This is a genomic window from Mucilaginibacter gynuensis, from assembly GCF_039541195.1.
GTDB lineage: Bacteria > Bacteroidota > Bacteroidia > Sphingobacteriales > Sphingobacteriaceae > Mucilaginibacter > Mucilaginibacter gynuensis.
The window spans coordinates 315,146-330,915 of sequence record NZ_BAABFT010000004.1 but is presented as its reverse complement, the minus strand read 5'-3'; the positions used below and the strand labels follow the sequence as shown (position 1 = coordinate 330,915).

Genomic DNA, 15,770 nt, shown 5'->3' with positions numbered 1-15,770 from the left:
GCTGATAGTTCCCAAAGGAACAAAAACTAATGGCTAAAGATACGTTTTTTCATAAAAAGGCAACCCTGAATGCAGGCGGTAAACTTATTGACCTGAGCAGCCCGAAGGTAATGGGCATTATTAACGTTACCCCCGATTCATTTTTTGCCGACAGCCGCAAGCCCGCCGTGGCCGATGCCGTGCAACAAGCCGCACAAATGCTAACCAATGGCGCTACCTTCTTAGACATCGGCGCGTATTCATCCCGTCCCGGTGCCGAAGATATCAGCATACAGCAGGAAATTGACCGGTTGATACCTGTTGTAGAAGGCATTGTTACCGCTTACCCGGATGCAGTGCTTTCTATAGATACCTTTCGCGCCGGTGTAGCCGAAGCCGCCATTAAAGCAGGCGCGCATATTATTAATGATATAGCCGGAGGCCAGTTAGATACCGATATGTTTGCCACCGTGGCCCGTCTGCAAGTACCCTATATATTGATGCACATGCGCGGCACTCCCCAAACCATGACTCAATTAACCGATTATACGTATGTGTTCAGTGAGGTGTTCGACTACTTTGTTACCAAATACCACGAGCTAAAGCAATTAGGCGTGCACGATGTAATACTCGATCCCGGATTTGGGTTTGCAAAAAAAGCCGAACAGAGCTACGAGCTAATGCGCCGTCTTCAGGATTTCGCGCCATTAGCGTTGCCTGTACTGGTTGGTATTTCCCGCAAAAAAATGATCTATAACTTTTTAGATACCACCCCGGCCGAAGCGCTTAACGGCACTACCGTTTTAAACACCATAGCGTTAAGTAAAGGCGCTGCTATTTTACGTGTACACGATGTAAAGGCAGCGGTTGAGGCAGTAAAGTTGTGGGAAGTGTGCGGATAAAACATTCTTACTTATGTTACTTTGTATTTAATCTATCAACTGTTTTAAGTAATACGTCTGAATAATTAAAGATTTCGTCAATTGCGTTGAGCTCGTATTTTGTTTCTTTTTTATTTTCGTCAAGTACAGCAAATACCTTCTTATTATTAAAATATAAGCGACAAATTGTTTTTCTGTTGTTATCGTCTAATAAGATGGCAAAGTAAGATTGAGCATCCCGATAGGTTATTCTTTTAGCATCAATAGTTTGTCGCAGTATTGATTTTACTATGTAGAAACCTTCCAGTTCTTCTTCAGTAGTTACAATATTCGAAACCGGATTTTCCTGTGCTTCTTCAATTTTAATAGCCTCTTCTACATCTTTCTGCTTTTCCTGGTTTAATGCCGACTTTAAACGGTCACTAATTGTATCGTTAATTAATTGCGCAAACGATCTTTTAACTATCGGAACAAACTGTTCTTTGATTTTGGCAGTTAGCACTCCCGGATAAACCTGCTTTGTAAAAAATGCAACGAAGTTTTCAGAAGGATTGTTTATTTCTTTATTAAGTATCCCTTTTAATTCGTTAAGATATTTAAGCTCGCTTGCTGTATTTGTAATATTATCTACATCAAAATAAGACTTATGAAATTTCTTAAGTTCTGCAATTTCAACTTCTTTTATCTCACTTAGTTTGAATTCAAAAAATGGTGTTGTATCCATTTTATTTTTCTCCACTAAATCTGTGTAGAAACGATATGTCATTCCATTTGACAGTAACCCAAACTTGGCTTTAGTAGTATGAAAATACCTGAACAGTTGCGAATTATGTGGGTCAAGATTTTCAAGATGGTGCTTACACTCAACCAGTATTGCCGGTTCGCCGTCTTTCATTATTGCATAATCAACCTTTTCCCCTTTTTTAATACCAATATCAGCAATAAACTCCGGGTTAACTTCAAATGGGTTAAATACATCATATCCCATTATTTGTATAAAGGGCATTATCAATGCATTTTTTGTGGCTTCCTCTGTTTGAATTTGCGGCAGCATTTTTTCAGCACGGGCGGCAAGCTGCATTATTTGGTCTTTAAAGTCCATACGATAACTGTGTTAGGTTTAATCGGTTAGTAACAAGACATTTGCGCTTGCTAATAAATATCTATTATCGATATTCTTTTTATTTAAACCTATAATTATCCTGTTCTTTATCTGAACAGACAGTTAACAGCAGTATTTAATTAGAAATATGGCCTCCAGCCAGCGAATCTTTAAGAACCCACCGCTTCCATAATCCGCAAAAGCGAATCCAGATACTCGCGGTTATTGGCCAAGCGGGGCACCTTGTTTTGGCCGCCCAGCTTGCCTTTTTCTTTCATCCAATAAAAGAAGGTATTTTCGGGGGCACGGTGTATTACAGGGCGGCGCAGCGCCATGTCTTTAAAGCGCTTGGCATCGTAGTCGGAGTTTATTTTGCGCAGCGTTTCGTCGAGTATGTCAACAAAGCGCTCAAATTCGGCAGGTTTTTTAACAAATTCAATGATCCACTCGTGGGCACCGCAGCTTTTGGCATCAAAATAAACCGGCCCTGCCGTATAATCGCGGATAATTGCCCCGGTATTTTTGCAGGCCTCTTCTAAGGCGCGTTCGGCATTATCGATGATCACTTCTTCGCCAAAGGCGTTAATGTAATGCTTGGTACGCCCGGTGATCTGTATCCGGAACGGCGAGAGGTTAGTAAACCTGATGGTATCGCCTATCATATACCGCCATAACCCTGCATTGGTACTTATAATGAGGGCGTAGTTCTTATCCAGCTCTACTTCATCAAGCGTAAGCGTGTGCGGATTTTCATCGTGCAGGTGTTCAACCGGTAAAAACTCGTAGATAATGCCGTAATCAAGCATCAGCAGCATTTCGCCCGGCTCTTCCAAATCCTGTATCCCGAAATAGCCCTCGGAGGCATTGTAGTTTTCGAGGTAGTACATATTATCCGTTGGGATCAGTTTTTTAAACTGCTCTCGGTACGGACTAAAATTTACCGCCCCATGAAAATAAAACTCCAGATTGGGCCATATTTCCAGCAGGTTCTTTTTACCGGTGATCTCCAGCAAACGGTTAAACAACACAATATTCCAGGTGGGCACACCGCTGATGCTGGTTACATTAACATCTTTGGTGGCGTGCGCCATCTTTTCTATCTTCTCTTCAAAGTTATCCAGCAGGGCAATATCCAGGTCGGGGGTGCGGCAAAGTTCGGCCCAAAAGGGCAGGTTCTTCATAATAACGGCTGATAAGTCGCCAAAAGAAGTTTCGGCACTTAACTGGCTGATCTGGTGGCTACCGCCGATGGTAAGGATCTTCCCCGTGAACATGCGGGCATTGGGGCGGTTATTAAAGTAGATGGTCAATACATCTTTACCGCCTTTAAAATGGCATTCTTCCAGCGCTTCCTCACTTACAGGGATAAACTTGCTGCGATCGCTGGTAGTGCCCGATGATTTGGCGAACCAGCGGATCTCTGACGGCCATAGTATATTTTGTTCGCCTTTGAGCATGCGCTCTATGTAAGGCTTAAGGGTATCATAATTTTGTATCGGCACCCGCTCCTTAAACTGACTCAGGTTTTCGATGCTTTTGTAGCCGTGCTTTTTGCCCCATTCGGTATTTTCGGCACCAATGATGAGGCTCTCAAACCACTCTTCCTGTACTTCATTAGGGTACTTCATAAAAAGCTCTATCTGGTGGATACGCTTTTTCATGAACCAGGTAAAAACGGAGTTAAAGATGGTCATAGGCTACTATAATTGGTTTTACTTAGCGAATGTTTTTCTCTTAAGTACGAAGTTTGCACCAAGATACACTTTTCTAACCATTTCATTATCAGCCAGCACCTCGGGCACGCCCGATTCCAGTATCTTACCTTCAAAAAGCAGGTAAGCCCTGTCGGTAATCGACAGTGTTTCCTGTACGTTGTGGTCGGTAATGAGGATACCTATGTTGCGGTGCTTCAGTTTATATACCATTGCCTGAATTTCTTCCACGGCAATAGGGTCAACCCCGGCAAAAGGCTCATCCAGCAAAATAAAATTAGGTTCGGCAGCCAGGGCGCGGGCAATTTCGGTACGGCGGCGTTCACCGCCCGATAGCAGGTCGCCACGGTTTTTACGCACCTTATGCAAGCTGAACTCATCAATCAGTTCTTCCAGCTTATCGCGCTGTGCATCCTTGGGCATTGGCCCCATTTCCAGCACAGCTTTAATATTATCCTCTACCGAGAGCTTACGGAATACCGATGCCTCCTGCGCCAGGTAGCCTATCCCCTTTTGGGCACGGCGGTACATAGGGTCGGTAGTAATTTCCTGATCGTCGAGGATAATGCGGCCCTCATTCGGCTTTATCAATCCTACAATCATGTAGAACGACGTAGTTTTACCCGCGCCGTTAGGCCCCAGCAAACCCACAATTTCGCCCTGCGCCACGTTGAACGATACATCGTTTACAACGGTACGCTGCTTATATTTTTTTACTAAATGCTCTGCACTGAGGATCATGCTTTTTCAATTCAATATTTAATTCAAAAGTTAAAATTCAAAATTCAAAACATGGTGTAAACTGTTCCTGATTTTTGACTTTTCACTTTTGAATTTTGACTTTCTACTTCTTACTTAACTAAATCTTATTCCTTTTATATTTAACTGCACCGAGCGTTTTTCGCGCCAGATGTTCTCTTCAATGGTATAACAAATATCAAACGGTACGCCTTGTTTTAATTTTGGCAAATATTCGCCATGGTTAAAGGCAATGCAATCAAATATAGGCGAACCCGGCTGCGCCACAAACATTTTTACATGGTTGCTGCCTACCAAACCCGCGTTACCGCTAACATAAACATTTTTACTTATGAAAACCGGCGACATATTTTCGGGGCCAAACGGCGCGAACTGGTTCAGGATCCTGAAAAACTTCGGGTCTATCTGCTTTAGTTCCAGCTCATCGTCAATTTCAATTTGCTGTATCAGTTGCTCGGCCTTAATACTGGCGCTTACCACCTCTTCAAACCTGTCGGCAAAGGCCTCCACGTTTTCGGGCTTAAGGGTAAGACCGGCGGCATATTTGTGCCCGCCAAATTGCAACAACAAATCGCTGCATTCGCAAAGCGCCTCGTACAAATCGTAGCCAAAAACAGAACGTGCCGAACCCGCCACATGCCCATTTGAGCGGGTAAGCACTACGGTTGGCCGGTAATACTTTTCGGTAAGGCGCGATGCCACTATACCAATTACCCCCTTGTGCCAGTTCTCGTTAAATACTACGGTCGATTTACGGTTGATAAGCGCCTCGCTGTTATCGATCATGCTTAACGCCTCGTCGGTTATAGATAGATCATGCTCCTTACGTTCAGCATTTTTCACGTTAATGAGCAGGCCTTTTTCTTTGGCTTCGTTCTCATCACAAGCTATCAGTAATTGTACCGAATGCTTGGCATCATCAATACGACCGGCAGCGTTGATACGCGGACCGAGCAGAAAAACAATATCTGAAATGGTGTAATTCGATGTTCTGCCTGCCACCTCCATCAATGTTTTTACACCGATGCAAGGGTTGGTATTCAGCTTCTGCAAGCCGAAATAGGCCAGCACCCTATTTTCGCCTGTAATATGCACAATATCGCAGGCTATGCTAATTGCTACCAGGTCAATAAACCTGAACACATCTTCCTGCGGAATATCATTCTTTTCGGCATAGGCCTGTATCAGCTTAAAACCAACACCACAGCCCGAAAGCTCTTTATAAGGATAATTACAATCAGGTCGTTTTGGGTCGAGCACGGCAACCGCGGCAGGCAGTTCGGGCCCGCAGGTATGGTGATCGCAAATAATAAAATCGATGTCCTTGGTATTGGCATACTCAACTTTATCAATTGATTTTATACCGCAATCGAGCGCTATTATCAGGCTAAAATTATTTTCGGCAGCGTAATCAATTCCCTGGGTTGATATTCCGTAGCCCTCTTTATAGCGGTCGGGTATGTAATAATCCAGGTTTTGGTAGCGGTCTTTAAAAAAGCCGTACACGGTTGATACCGCCGTGGTACCATCCACATCATAATCGCCGTATATTAATATTTTTTCGTTTTGGGCGATGGCTTTCTCTATGCGCTCAATAGCCTGTTCCATACCGGCCATTAAAAACGGATCGTGCAGGTGGCGTTCATCGGGCCTGAAAAAATATTTAGCGCCATCAAAATCACTAATCCCCCTGCTTATCAACAGGTTGCTTAAAACGGTGTCAATACTTAATGCAGCAGCAAGCTTGTTCAATTCATCATCTTGCGCTTTTTGCCTTATCGACCACCGTTTATTCATATTATTTTTGAGGGTAAAAACAGTAAATATAAGTATTGGCTTATTAAACTGTAATGTTCAAAAGAAATTGTTGACTATTTTATTATAATTCGTCATGCTGGTTTCATTTACGGCATAGTTAAGGCAAGGTATTTGCCGCATAGCCTTATATTTGCAGCCGGTGCCCAATTGGGTACCTTAATATATAACTGACATGGAAGCATACGCACTTGGTGAAGGATCATACTCTGTTGACGCTACAAAGAAATTTATTCCCTTTAATCCCGAAACTGATAACCGTAAAGATCGCCCTGGTTCGCTGTTCATCCATGTTAACCCTTTCCTGATAAAAACCGGCACCGACCTGATCTTACTTGACGCGGGTTTAGGTTATAAAGATACCCGCGACGAGCTTTACCTTCATCAGCATATCCGCAACGCGGGCTACGATCCGGACGATGTTACACTGGTACTGATGTCGCACCTGCATTACGATCATTCGGGCGGCCTGGTAGTTGAGCGCAACGGCCAATTGGAGCCCAGCTTCCCTAATGCCGAACACGTGGTGCAAAAAGGCGAATGGGAATTTGCCTTTACCGGTAAGTCATCATCGTACCACGTAGAAATATTCGAGGCGCTTAAAGACAAAGTGAAGTTTACTTTTACCGATGGCGACGGCGAATTTAAGCCCGGCATTAAATACGAACTATCGGGCGGGCATTGCCCAAACCACCAGGTATTTTGGTTTGATATAGAAGGCAAAAAGATTTTCTTCGGCGGCGACGAATTACCCGAGCCCGAGCAACTATTGCGCCGCTTTGTTGCCAAGTACGATTATGATGGCCACAAGGCTATGGAACTACGCGAACAATACGGTAAAAAAGCAGCCGACGAAGGTTGGGAATGCTTGTTTTATCATGCCCGCAACAGCGCCATAGGTACAGTAAAACACGACGGCGACCACTTTACAGTAGAGTCCGTATAGGTTAATTATTGCTGATCTACCTCAAAAATTTCTTTTATACGCTCCACGTTTAGCGGCTTGGATATAAAATCTTGCACTATGGTGTATGATTTTGCACGGCTGATATCGTTGCTGAACACCGACGACGATATGATGAATACCTTTGTTTTTCTGAGCGGATCGATATTCAGGCGGGTATACTCATCTAAAAATTCCCAGCCGTTCATGATAGGCATGTTGATATCCAGCAAGATATAATCGGGCAAATTATCGGGGTTTTCCTGCTGAATTTTTATTAGTTGATCGATTGCGAACTTACCGTTTAAACAAGCGGTTATATCCGTATTGAGCATGGCCTTCTTAATCAACTTTATCGAAATAAAATTATTGATCTCGTCGTCATCAACCAATAGAACGCTTATAGTTTTGTTGAGTATGTTCATATCTTCTTTATACGGAAGTATAATTAAAAGGTTTTATTCCCAAAAGTTGTGAAAAACGTTTTTATACACGTATATACGCAGTAAATGTACTAATGTTTTAAATAATTTCAGTCAGCAGCGGATTAATTTTCGGGAAAATTTTAACTATAAATACACCAATTATTTACAAGACATTAACACACACCACATAAGTTATGCAACAAAAAAAAGACCCGGGTTATTGGCCCGGGTCTGTAATAATTTTGTTATTCAATCACGCTTTCTTCAAAAGCGTAATCTTCAATTGGCGGGCACGAACATATCAGCGTTCTATCGCCGTAAGTATCGTTAACCCTGCCCACTGATGGCCAGAATTTATAGGCCGCTACATAAGGCAGCGGGAAAGCTGCTTTCTGGCGGCTGTACGGGTGCTCCCACTCGTTGGCAGTTACTACCGCTGCTGTGTGAGGCGCGTTCTTAAGCGGGTTGTTCACTTTATCTAAAGTGCCTTCTTCTACCTCTTTTATTTCGTTACGGATTGCGATCATCGCGTCGCAGAAACGATCGAGTTCGTGTTTAGGCTCTGATTCGGTTGGCTCAACCATTACCGTACCCGCAACCGGGAACGATACTGTTGGCGCGTGGAAACCATAATCCATTAAACGCTTAGCAATATCGGTTACCTCAACACCAAAGTTTTTGAATGAGCGGCAGTCCAGTATCATTTCGTGCGCGCAACGGCCTTTGCTGCCGCTGTACAATACCGGGTAATGCGCCTGCAGCCTGTTCTTTATATAGTTGGCGTTTAATATAGCGTATTTGGTAGCGTTAGTTAAACCGTCGCCGCCCATCATGGCTATGTAGGCGTGTGAGATGATAAGGATAGATGCCGAACCCCATGGCGCTGCTGATACAGCCGGGATTGATTTACCTTTATCAATATCAACTACCGCGTGGCCGGGCAGATAAGGCACCAGGTGCTTAGCCACACCGATAGGACCCATACCCGGGCCGCCACCACCGTGAGGGATACAGAATGTTTTATGTAAGTTAAGGTGGCAAACATCGGCACCAATATTAGCCGGGCTTGTTAAACCTACCTGCGCGTTCATGTTGGCGCCATCCATATATACCTGGCCGCCATTAGCGTGTATAATCTCGCAAATTTCAATGATGCTTTCCTCAAATACACCATGTGTAGATGGGTAAGTTACCATTAAGCACGATAATTCGTTTTTGTATTGCTCGGCTTTGGCTTTCATATCGGCAACATCAATGTTACCGTTATCATCGCATTTTACCACGATAATTTTCATGCCCGCCATTGCTGCCGATGCCGGGTTGGTACCATGTGCCGATGAAGGGATCAGCGCGATGTTACGGTGATGGTCGCCCCTATCCTGATGGTAAGCGCGAATAACCATTAAACCCGCGTACTCGCCCTGCGCGCCTGCGTTTGGCTGCAAGCTCATGGCGGCAAAACCGGTGATCTCGCTCAACCATTTATCCAGTTCATCAAACAGCTGCATGTAACCGCCGGTTTGGTCAACAGGTGCAAACGGGTGCATCTTGCTGAACTCGGCCCAGGTTACAGGTACCATCTCGGTAGTAGCGTTCAGTTTCATGGTACATGAACCCAAAGCGATCATCGAGTGGCAAAGCGAAAGATCTTTTGTTTCCAGCGATTTAATGTAACGCAGCATCTCATGTTCTGAATGGTGCGAGTTAAATACCGGGTGTGTTAAGTATGCCGATGTACGCTGCAAGCCAGCCGGAATAGTAGTTTCCAGGTTAGCTTTCAGGTCATCAAAATTAATATCGTTAATTGTTTTCGCCTTTACTTTGGCAAAGAAACGGGTGATGGTTTTAACATCTTCGGGTGAAGTAGTTTCGTCAAGCGAGATAGTTACAATTGAACCATTGTAGTTCAGGTTCATCTCGTTGTTTAGCGCTTCGCCATGCAGCGGGCCAACCAGCTCGCCAAGGTCAAACTGAATGGTATCAAAGTAAGCGGCGTTCAGTTGTTTGTAGCCCAACTCTTCTAACGAGTTTGATAACAATACTGTTAAGCCATGGATACGCTCGGCAATCAGTTTTAAGCCTTTAGGGCCATGGTAAGCGGCATACATACCGGCCATAATAGCCAATAACGCCTGCGCGGTACAAATATTTGAAGTGGCTTTATCCCTGCGGATGTGTTGCTCGCGGGTTTGCAGCGCCATACGCAAGGCGTAGTTGTTGGCGCTATCAATAGTAACACCTATAATACGGCCCGGCATTGAACGTTTGTACTCTTCTTTAGTAGCGAAAAATGCAGCATGCGGACCACCGAAACCCATTGGTACGCCAAAACGCTGGCTGGTACCTACTACGATATCGGCACCCCACTCGCCCGGAGGCGTTAACAGCACCAAACTCATAATATCGGCAACAACAGTAAGTTTAATACCTTTTTCGTGCCCAGCGGCAGCAAAGCCTTTATAATCGTACACCTCGCCGTTTTTGGCAGGATATTGTACAATGGCGCCGAACATATCATCGGTAAGTTCAACAGTTTGGTGGTTGCCTATTACCAGCTCTATACCGTAAGGCTGCGAGCGGGTTTTTAATATATCTATAGTTTGCGCGAAGATCTCTTCAGACACAAAGAATTTGGTAGCTTTTTGATTTTTGCGCAGGCTGTATTGCATAAACATAGCCTCGGCAGCGGCGGTACCTTCGTCTAATAATGAGGCGTTGGCTATTTCCATACCGGTAAGATCAAGTACCATGGTTTGAAAGTTCAGCAACGCTTGCAGGCGGCCTTGCGCAATTTCGGCCTGGTACGGGGTGTATTGGGTATACCATCCCGGATTTTCCAATATATTACGCTGAATTACACCGGGTACAATTACATCATAATAACCCTGACCGATGTATGATTTAAATACTTTATTTTTTGATGCCGTTTGCTTTAAGGTGTTCAAATAATCGAACTCGCTTTTTGCAGGCGGCAGGTTAAGCGGGGCCTTCAGCCTTATCGGCGCAGGCACTGTTTGATCTATAAGTTCATCTACAGAATTTACGCCTATAGTTTTTAACATTTCGGCGGTGTCAGCTTCGTTTGGCGCGATGTGACGGTTTTGGAATTTCTCCTGGTAGTCAGTGTTTAACTTCATGAAAATGTGGCCCTGTTAATATTTCCGCAAAGGTACTATTTTAACAAGTGACTATCAATTATGTAACCTGCAATTGACAATATGTTTACAACAATACTTTATGGCAAATAATAATTGCGCACCACGTTAAATAACCAACAAAAATTCGCGACTAAAACCTTTAGGCAATATATTAATAGGCGTTACTTAGCCAGCTGTTTCAAATACATTTGTATGGTGTTCTCCAACCCATAATATAACGCATCGCTGATGAGCGCGTGGCCTATGCTCACCTCTAATAATCCGGGTATGCTTTCGGCGAAGTATTGCAGGTTGCTCAGGTCGAGGTCGTGCCCGGCGTTGATGCCCAGCCCTACCTCCTGCGCTACCTGCGCGGCGGCTATATAGGGTGCAACGGCCAGCTCGCGACCTTGCGCGTAATGGGTGGCATACCCCTCGGTGTATAGTTCAATGCGGTCGGTACCGGTAGTAGCGGCGGCTTCCACCATGCGTGGCACAGGGTCAACAAATATGGATACACGGATCCCTGCGTTCTTGAATACGCCTATGATATCTTTCAGGTAAGCCTGGTTTTCAACCGTATCCCAGCCGTGATTCGAGGTAAGCTGTCCTTCGGCATCGGGTACTAAAGTAACCTGGTGCGGTTTGTTGGCCAGTACCAGGTCAACAAATTTCTGTTCGCGGCAGTTACCCTCAATGTTAAATTCGGTAGTTACAATTTCTTTCAGTTTGTATACATCATCATACCGAATATGGCGTTCATCAGGCCTCGGGTGCACGGTTATGCCCTGCGCGCCAAAGCGTTCGCAATCTTTAGCAACCTGTATCAGATCGGGGTTGTTGCCTCCTCTTGAATTACGCAACGTGGCTATTTTATTGATATTGACGGATAAACGTGTCATGGTGATGTTTCAGCTTAAAAAATTAAAACGGTAAATATCATTAATTACTTTTTAAACAGTAAAATCATTTTTTGGATTGCAGTATTTTGAGATAATGGTGACTTACTATCTGTAAGTAAAAGTCCTCTCCTTTGGAGAGGATTTACGTGAGACATCTTCTCATCCCTCCCTCCACAAAAAAAGCGAGGCCAGTTAAGGCCCCGCTTCTCACATAAACATAAAAATTAATTTTCTTTTTTGGGTAGTAACATTAGTAAGATGGCAAACAGGCATAAAGGTTTAACGGATGTAAAAATTTTTGATGATAATATATATAGGTAATTTTACCTTATGTTTGCCAAGCAATTGCCAGGTAGCAATCCGCTGTATAAATTTGTTTAGTATTAAATGCCCGGCATTAACGAAATTAAGAAACCTATAGCTGCCGATATTGATGCTTTTGAAGCTAAGTTTAAAGCTTCGATGCAAAGTTCGGTACCCTTGCTTGATCGTATTACGCACTACATTGTAAAGCGTAAAGGCAAGCAGATAAGGCCTATGTTTGTTTTCTTTTCGGCCAGCATTAGCGGGGGCATTACCGAGGCTACCCACCGTGGCGCCGCCCTGGTTGAACTATTGCATACCGCTACCCTGGTGCACGACGACGTGGTTGATAACTCTTACCAGCGCCGTGGTTTCTTCTCTATCAACGCTTTATGGAAAAATAAGATAGCTGTGCTGGTGGGCGATTTCCTGCTCTCAAAAGGCTTGTTGCTATCTATCAATAACGGCGATTTCAACCTGCTTAAAATAGTATCTGAAGCGGTGAAGCAAATGAGCGAAGGCGAGTTGCTGCAAGTAGAAAAGGTACGCCGCATGGATGTTGATGAACCTGTTTATTACGAGGTGATCAGGCAAAAAACGGCTTCGCTTATAGCGGCCTGCTGCGCCTGTGGGGCGGCATCGGCAGGTGCAAGCGACGAGGTGGTTGAAAAAATGCGCGACTTTGGCGAAAAAATTGGCATAGCCTTCCAGATAAAGGATGATATGTTTGATTTTGGCACAGATGATGTAGGAAAACCATTAGGAATTGACATCAAGGAAAAGAAGGTAACGCTGCCGCTGATCTACGCGTTGAACAACTGTACTTCGGCCGACAGGAAACGGATGATCAACCTGGTAAAGAACCATAACGACGACCCTGCAAAAATTACGCAGATCATCAACTTTGTAAAAGAAACCGGCGGACTGCAATATGCTGAAAGCCAGATGAAAATTTACCAGGACGAGGCATTTAAGATCCTTAACACCTTCCCTGAAGGCGATTCGCGCACAGGTTTAGAACAATTAGTACGTTTCACTACCGAACGGAACAAATAAATGACCAACGAGCTTATTTTTATTTGCGGCTTTATAGTTTTTATAATGCTGATGCTTGCTATTGACCTTGGTATTTTTACCCGGAGCAATAAACCTGTGGGCATTAAGCAAGCCGCCATTATGAGCGGTGTTTGGGTAGCGCTGGCACTCGGTTTTTACCTGCTTATTTATAATTACGGCCACCTGCTGCATAATGTGGACAGCTTTGCCGTTCTGCAACAAAAAAACCTCGATAACTTTCACAAGCTCAAACTTAACCCGGTCGATTTTGAGGGGAGCCTCGCGCTTTACCGTAAAAACCTCGCGCTCGAATTTATTACCGGTTACGTGGTGGAATATGCTCTGTCTGTAGATAATATATTTGTGATGGTGCTCATCTTCTCGGCCTTTTCGGTAGAACCTAAGTACTATCACAAGGTATTGGTTTGGGGTATTATCGGCGCGGTGATCATGCGGTTCATATTTATTTTTGTGGGAGCGGCATTGATCGATAACTTCCATTGGGTGCTGCATATCTTCGGGGCGTTTTTGGTTTATACGGGGGTAATGATGTTTGTTAACCGTAACCAGGAAGAGCACATCGACCCGCAAAACCATAAAGTAGTAAAGTTTGCTTCGCGATATTTTGGTGTACACCCTAAGTTTGAGGGCAGCAAATTCTTTATAAAACAGAACGGCAAAAAACTCATGACCCCGCTGTTCCTGGTGCTGCTCATTATTGAGTTTACCGATGTAATTTTCGCGGTGGACAGTATCCCGGCCATATTCTCTGTAACTAAAGATCCTTACCTCGTATTTTTTTCCAACATATTTGCCATACTGGGCCTGCGTTCCATGTTCTTTTTACTGGTGAACATCATCGAGAAGTTCCATTACCTCAAAGTTGGCTTATCTGCCCTGCTGGTATTCATTGGTCTTAAAATGCTGGGCGGCCATTATGCCGAACAATGGGGCTTTACCACAATGCACTCGCTGATTGTGATTGTGGGTATTCTGACGGTAAGCGTAGCGGCGTCATTGGCATTTCCGAAAGCGAAGACTGTTCAAAAGCACCATTAATTTCTGGTTGAAAATTAGAATTTTCAATCTACGGATGCCTACCTTTAGTACTCATAAATAACACATTATGCCAATTACTGATAAACCCGGTGTACCAACCTTATTTTAATGGGCTGGTGGCATGCCTGCCTTTGAGGCGCTGTTTCAGCAATTTTATGATAAGGTATTAGCCGATGATCTGCTCGAACCGGTTTTCAAACATATGTCGGCACAGCACAGGTTACATGTAGCACATTTTGTGGCCGAAGTACTGGGTGGACCAAAGCTGTACAGCGAAAGCGAAGGCAACCATTACCAGATGATACAAAAGCATCTTGAAAAATACCTTACCGAAGCCCACCGCAAACGCTGGATACAATTGCTCCTCGAAACCGCCGACGAACAGTTGCTGCCTGCCGATCCCGAATTTCGATCTGCATTTGTGGCTTACCTGGAGTGGGGCACACGTATTGCCGTATTAAATTCGCAGCTCAACGAAATTGATATGCCTGCCGATAACCCAATGCCCGAATGGGGTTGGGGTGTTCCGGGCGGACCTTACCCCCCAGCCCCCTGAAGGGGGAGCTTTTGAAGTGCATATCTACGCTTCGCTGGATCGGCTTTTTTTTCACGACCAGAATAAGGCAGTTCCCTTCTTTGCGCAGCAGAGAAGGGTGTCGAGCAAAGCGATGACGGGATGAGTCCCCAAAAAGTTTTTAAAATGTCATAGTCATTCTTCAATGGGTTGAGGCACTATTTATTATACAAATCTTTTTAACTTCGTAAATGCACTTTTTCGATTTCAGCTTCCCGAAGTTTGGCATTTTCGATGCTTTGGACATTCTGCTGGTAGCATTTATTATATATCAGTTGTATAACCTTATACGCGGCACCATCGCTGCCAATATATTTATTGGCCTGGCTGTGGTTTGCGCCCTATATTTTGTGGTGGACGCGCTGAATATGAAACTGCTTACCGGCATCCTTAAAAACTTCATGAATGTGGGTATCATCGCCATCATTGTGGTATTTCAGCAGGAGATACGGCGCTTTTTATTGCTGGTAGGTAAAAACACTTCGTTGCAGCGCAACCGTGCCTGGTGGCAATACTTTTTTGGTAAAACCGAAGCCGAAAAGAACAACTACGCGCGGATAAAACCTATTATTGATGCCTGCAAAAGCATGAAACAAACCCGCACCGGGGCCTTAATAGTATTCGCCAAGTTTTACGACGAACAGTTTTACCAGAACAGCTGCGAACTGATGGACGCCAAAATATCAAAACGTTTGCTGGAAAGTATCTTTCAAAAGAATAGTCCGCTGCATGATGGCGCGGTAGTTATATCGGGTAATAAGATAAAATCGGCCAGCTGTATTTTACCCCTTACCGAAAAGAGCGATCTCCCGGCACAATTCGGCTTACGCCACAGGGCAGGCATCGGTGTAACCGAAGCCAACGAAGCCACAGCCCTCATCGTATCAGAAGAAACCGGCGAAATATCTTACGCCAAACAAGGCCGTGTTAAAATGAATATCAGCTTCGCTGAATTGGAAAAACTATTGAATAAAGATTTTTAATTGGTCATTAGGTAGTGGTCAATGGCCATTTTCTAATTCCTCAGCGTCATTGCCAATCCGCTGGACTTTGAAGGCTAAATGATGATGGCTTACACTCTCCCTCCACTGTCATGCTGAGGAACGAAGCATCTGTCGTAGAT

The 15,770-nt window shown here is 44.3% G+C and carries 13 protein-coding genes; 6 read left to right on the top strand and 7 right to left on the bottom strand.

Translation table 11 applies throughout. From position 1 onward, the window contains the following. The first annotated feature begins 29 nt into the window (after nucleotides 1–29). Nucleotides 30–881 (top strand): dihydropteroate synthase, encoded by an 852-nt coding sequence (folP, locus tag ABD894_RS10455; RefSeq protein ID WP_345210970.1) that lies wholly within the window; start codon nucleotides 30–32, stop codon nucleotides 879–881. A gap of 16 nt (nucleotides 882–897) precedes the next feature. Here the strand turns inward: folP and ABD894_RS10450 are convergent, their stop codons facing one another. From ABD894_RS10450 to recJ, 4 genes are all read right to left on the bottom strand, one after another. After that, nucleotides 898–1,962 carry a type I restriction endonuclease gene (locus tag ABD894_RS10450; protein WP_345210969.1) on the bottom strand — a complete coding sequence of 355 codons (1,065 nt, stop codon included), beginning with the start codon at nucleotides 1,960–1,962 and terminating at the stop codon, nucleotides 898–900. 170 nt (nucleotides 1,963–2,132) lie between these two features. Next, complete coding sequence (locus ABD894_RS10445) at nucleotides 2,133–3,656, bottom strand: GH3 auxin-responsive promoter family protein (protein ID WP_345210968.1); 1,524 nt, start codon at nucleotides 3,654–3,656, stop codon at nucleotides 2,133–2,135. An 18-nt stretch (nucleotides 3,657–3,674) separates the two neighbouring features. Then, nucleotides 3,675–4,415, bottom strand: coding sequence for an LPS export ABC transporter ATP-binding protein (lptB, locus tag ABD894_RS10440; protein WP_345210967.1), 741 nt, complete (start codon nucleotides 4,413–4,415; stop codon nucleotides 3,675–3,677). Between the two features lie 114 nt (nucleotides 4,416–4,529). Next, nucleotides 4,530–6,230, bottom strand: coding sequence for a single-stranded-DNA-specific exonuclease RecJ (gene recJ, locus ABD894_RS10435; RefSeq protein WP_345210966.1), 1,701 nt, complete (start codon nucleotides 6,228–6,230; stop codon nucleotides 4,530–4,532). A 193-nt stretch (nucleotides 6,231–6,423) separates the two neighbouring features. Here recJ and ABD894_RS10430 point away from each other — a divergent pair, with 193 nt between their 5' ends. Continuing rightward, entirely contained in the window at nucleotides 6,424–7,194 is a 771-nt protein-coding gene (locus ABD894_RS10430) for an MBL fold metallo-hydrolase (RefSeq protein WP_345210965.1), read from the top strand. Nucleotides 7,195–7,199: 5 nt separating this feature from the next. On the opposite strand, the gene ABD894_RS10425 is transcribed toward ABD894_RS10430, so the two are convergent. The 3 genes from ABD894_RS10425 to ABD894_RS10415 form a co-directional block, all read right to left on the bottom strand. Continuing rightward, nucleotides 7,200–7,616: a response regulator gene (locus tag ABD894_RS10425; protein ID WP_345210964.1), complete on the bottom strand. Its 417-nt coding sequence runs from the start codon at nucleotides 7,614–7,616 to the stop codon at nucleotides 7,200–7,202. Nucleotides 7,617–7,861: 245 nt separating this feature from the next. After that, nucleotides 7,862–10,753 (bottom strand): aminomethyl-transferring glycine dehydrogenase, encoded by a 2,892-nt coding sequence (gcvP, locus tag ABD894_RS10420; RefSeq protein WP_345210963.1) that lies wholly within the window; start codon nucleotides 10,751–10,753, stop codon nucleotides 7,862–7,864. A 182-nt stretch (nucleotides 10,754–10,935) separates the two neighbouring features. After that, on the bottom strand, nucleotides 10,936–11,655 hold the full coding sequence (locus ABD894_RS10415; protein ID WP_345210962.1) for a pyridoxine 5'-phosphate synthase: 720 nt from the start codon (nucleotides 11,653–11,655) through the stop codon (nucleotides 10,936–10,938). A gap of 387 nt (nucleotides 11,656–12,042) precedes the next feature. Between ABD894_RS10415 and ABD894_RS10410 the strand changes: the two genes are divergently transcribed. From ABD894_RS10410 to cdaA, 4 genes are all read left to right on the top strand, one after another. Next, on the top strand, nucleotides 12,043–13,014 hold the full coding sequence (locus tag ABD894_RS10410) for a polyprenyl synthetase family protein (RefSeq protein ID WP_345210961.1): 972 nt from the start codon (nucleotides 12,043–12,045) through the stop codon (nucleotides 13,012–13,014). Beyond that, a complete protein-coding gene (locus ABD894_RS10405; protein ID WP_345210960.1) occupies nucleotides 13,015–14,073 on the top strand; it encodes a TerC family protein in 1,059 nt (352 codons plus the stop codon). A 121-nt stretch (nucleotides 14,074–14,194) separates the two neighbouring features. Further along, complete coding sequence (locus tag ABD894_RS10400) at nucleotides 14,195–14,629, top strand: group II truncated hemoglobin (protein ID WP_345210959.1); 435 nt, start codon at nucleotides 14,195–14,197, stop codon at nucleotides 14,627–14,629. Between the two features lie 209 nt (nucleotides 14,630–14,838). Beyond that, nucleotides 14,839–15,630 (top strand): diadenylate cyclase CdaA, encoded by a 792-nt coding sequence (gene cdaA / locus ABD894_RS10395; protein ID WP_345210958.1) that lies wholly within the window; start codon nucleotides 14,839–14,841, stop codon nucleotides 15,628–15,630. Nucleotides 15,631–15,770 lie beyond the last annotated feature (140 nt).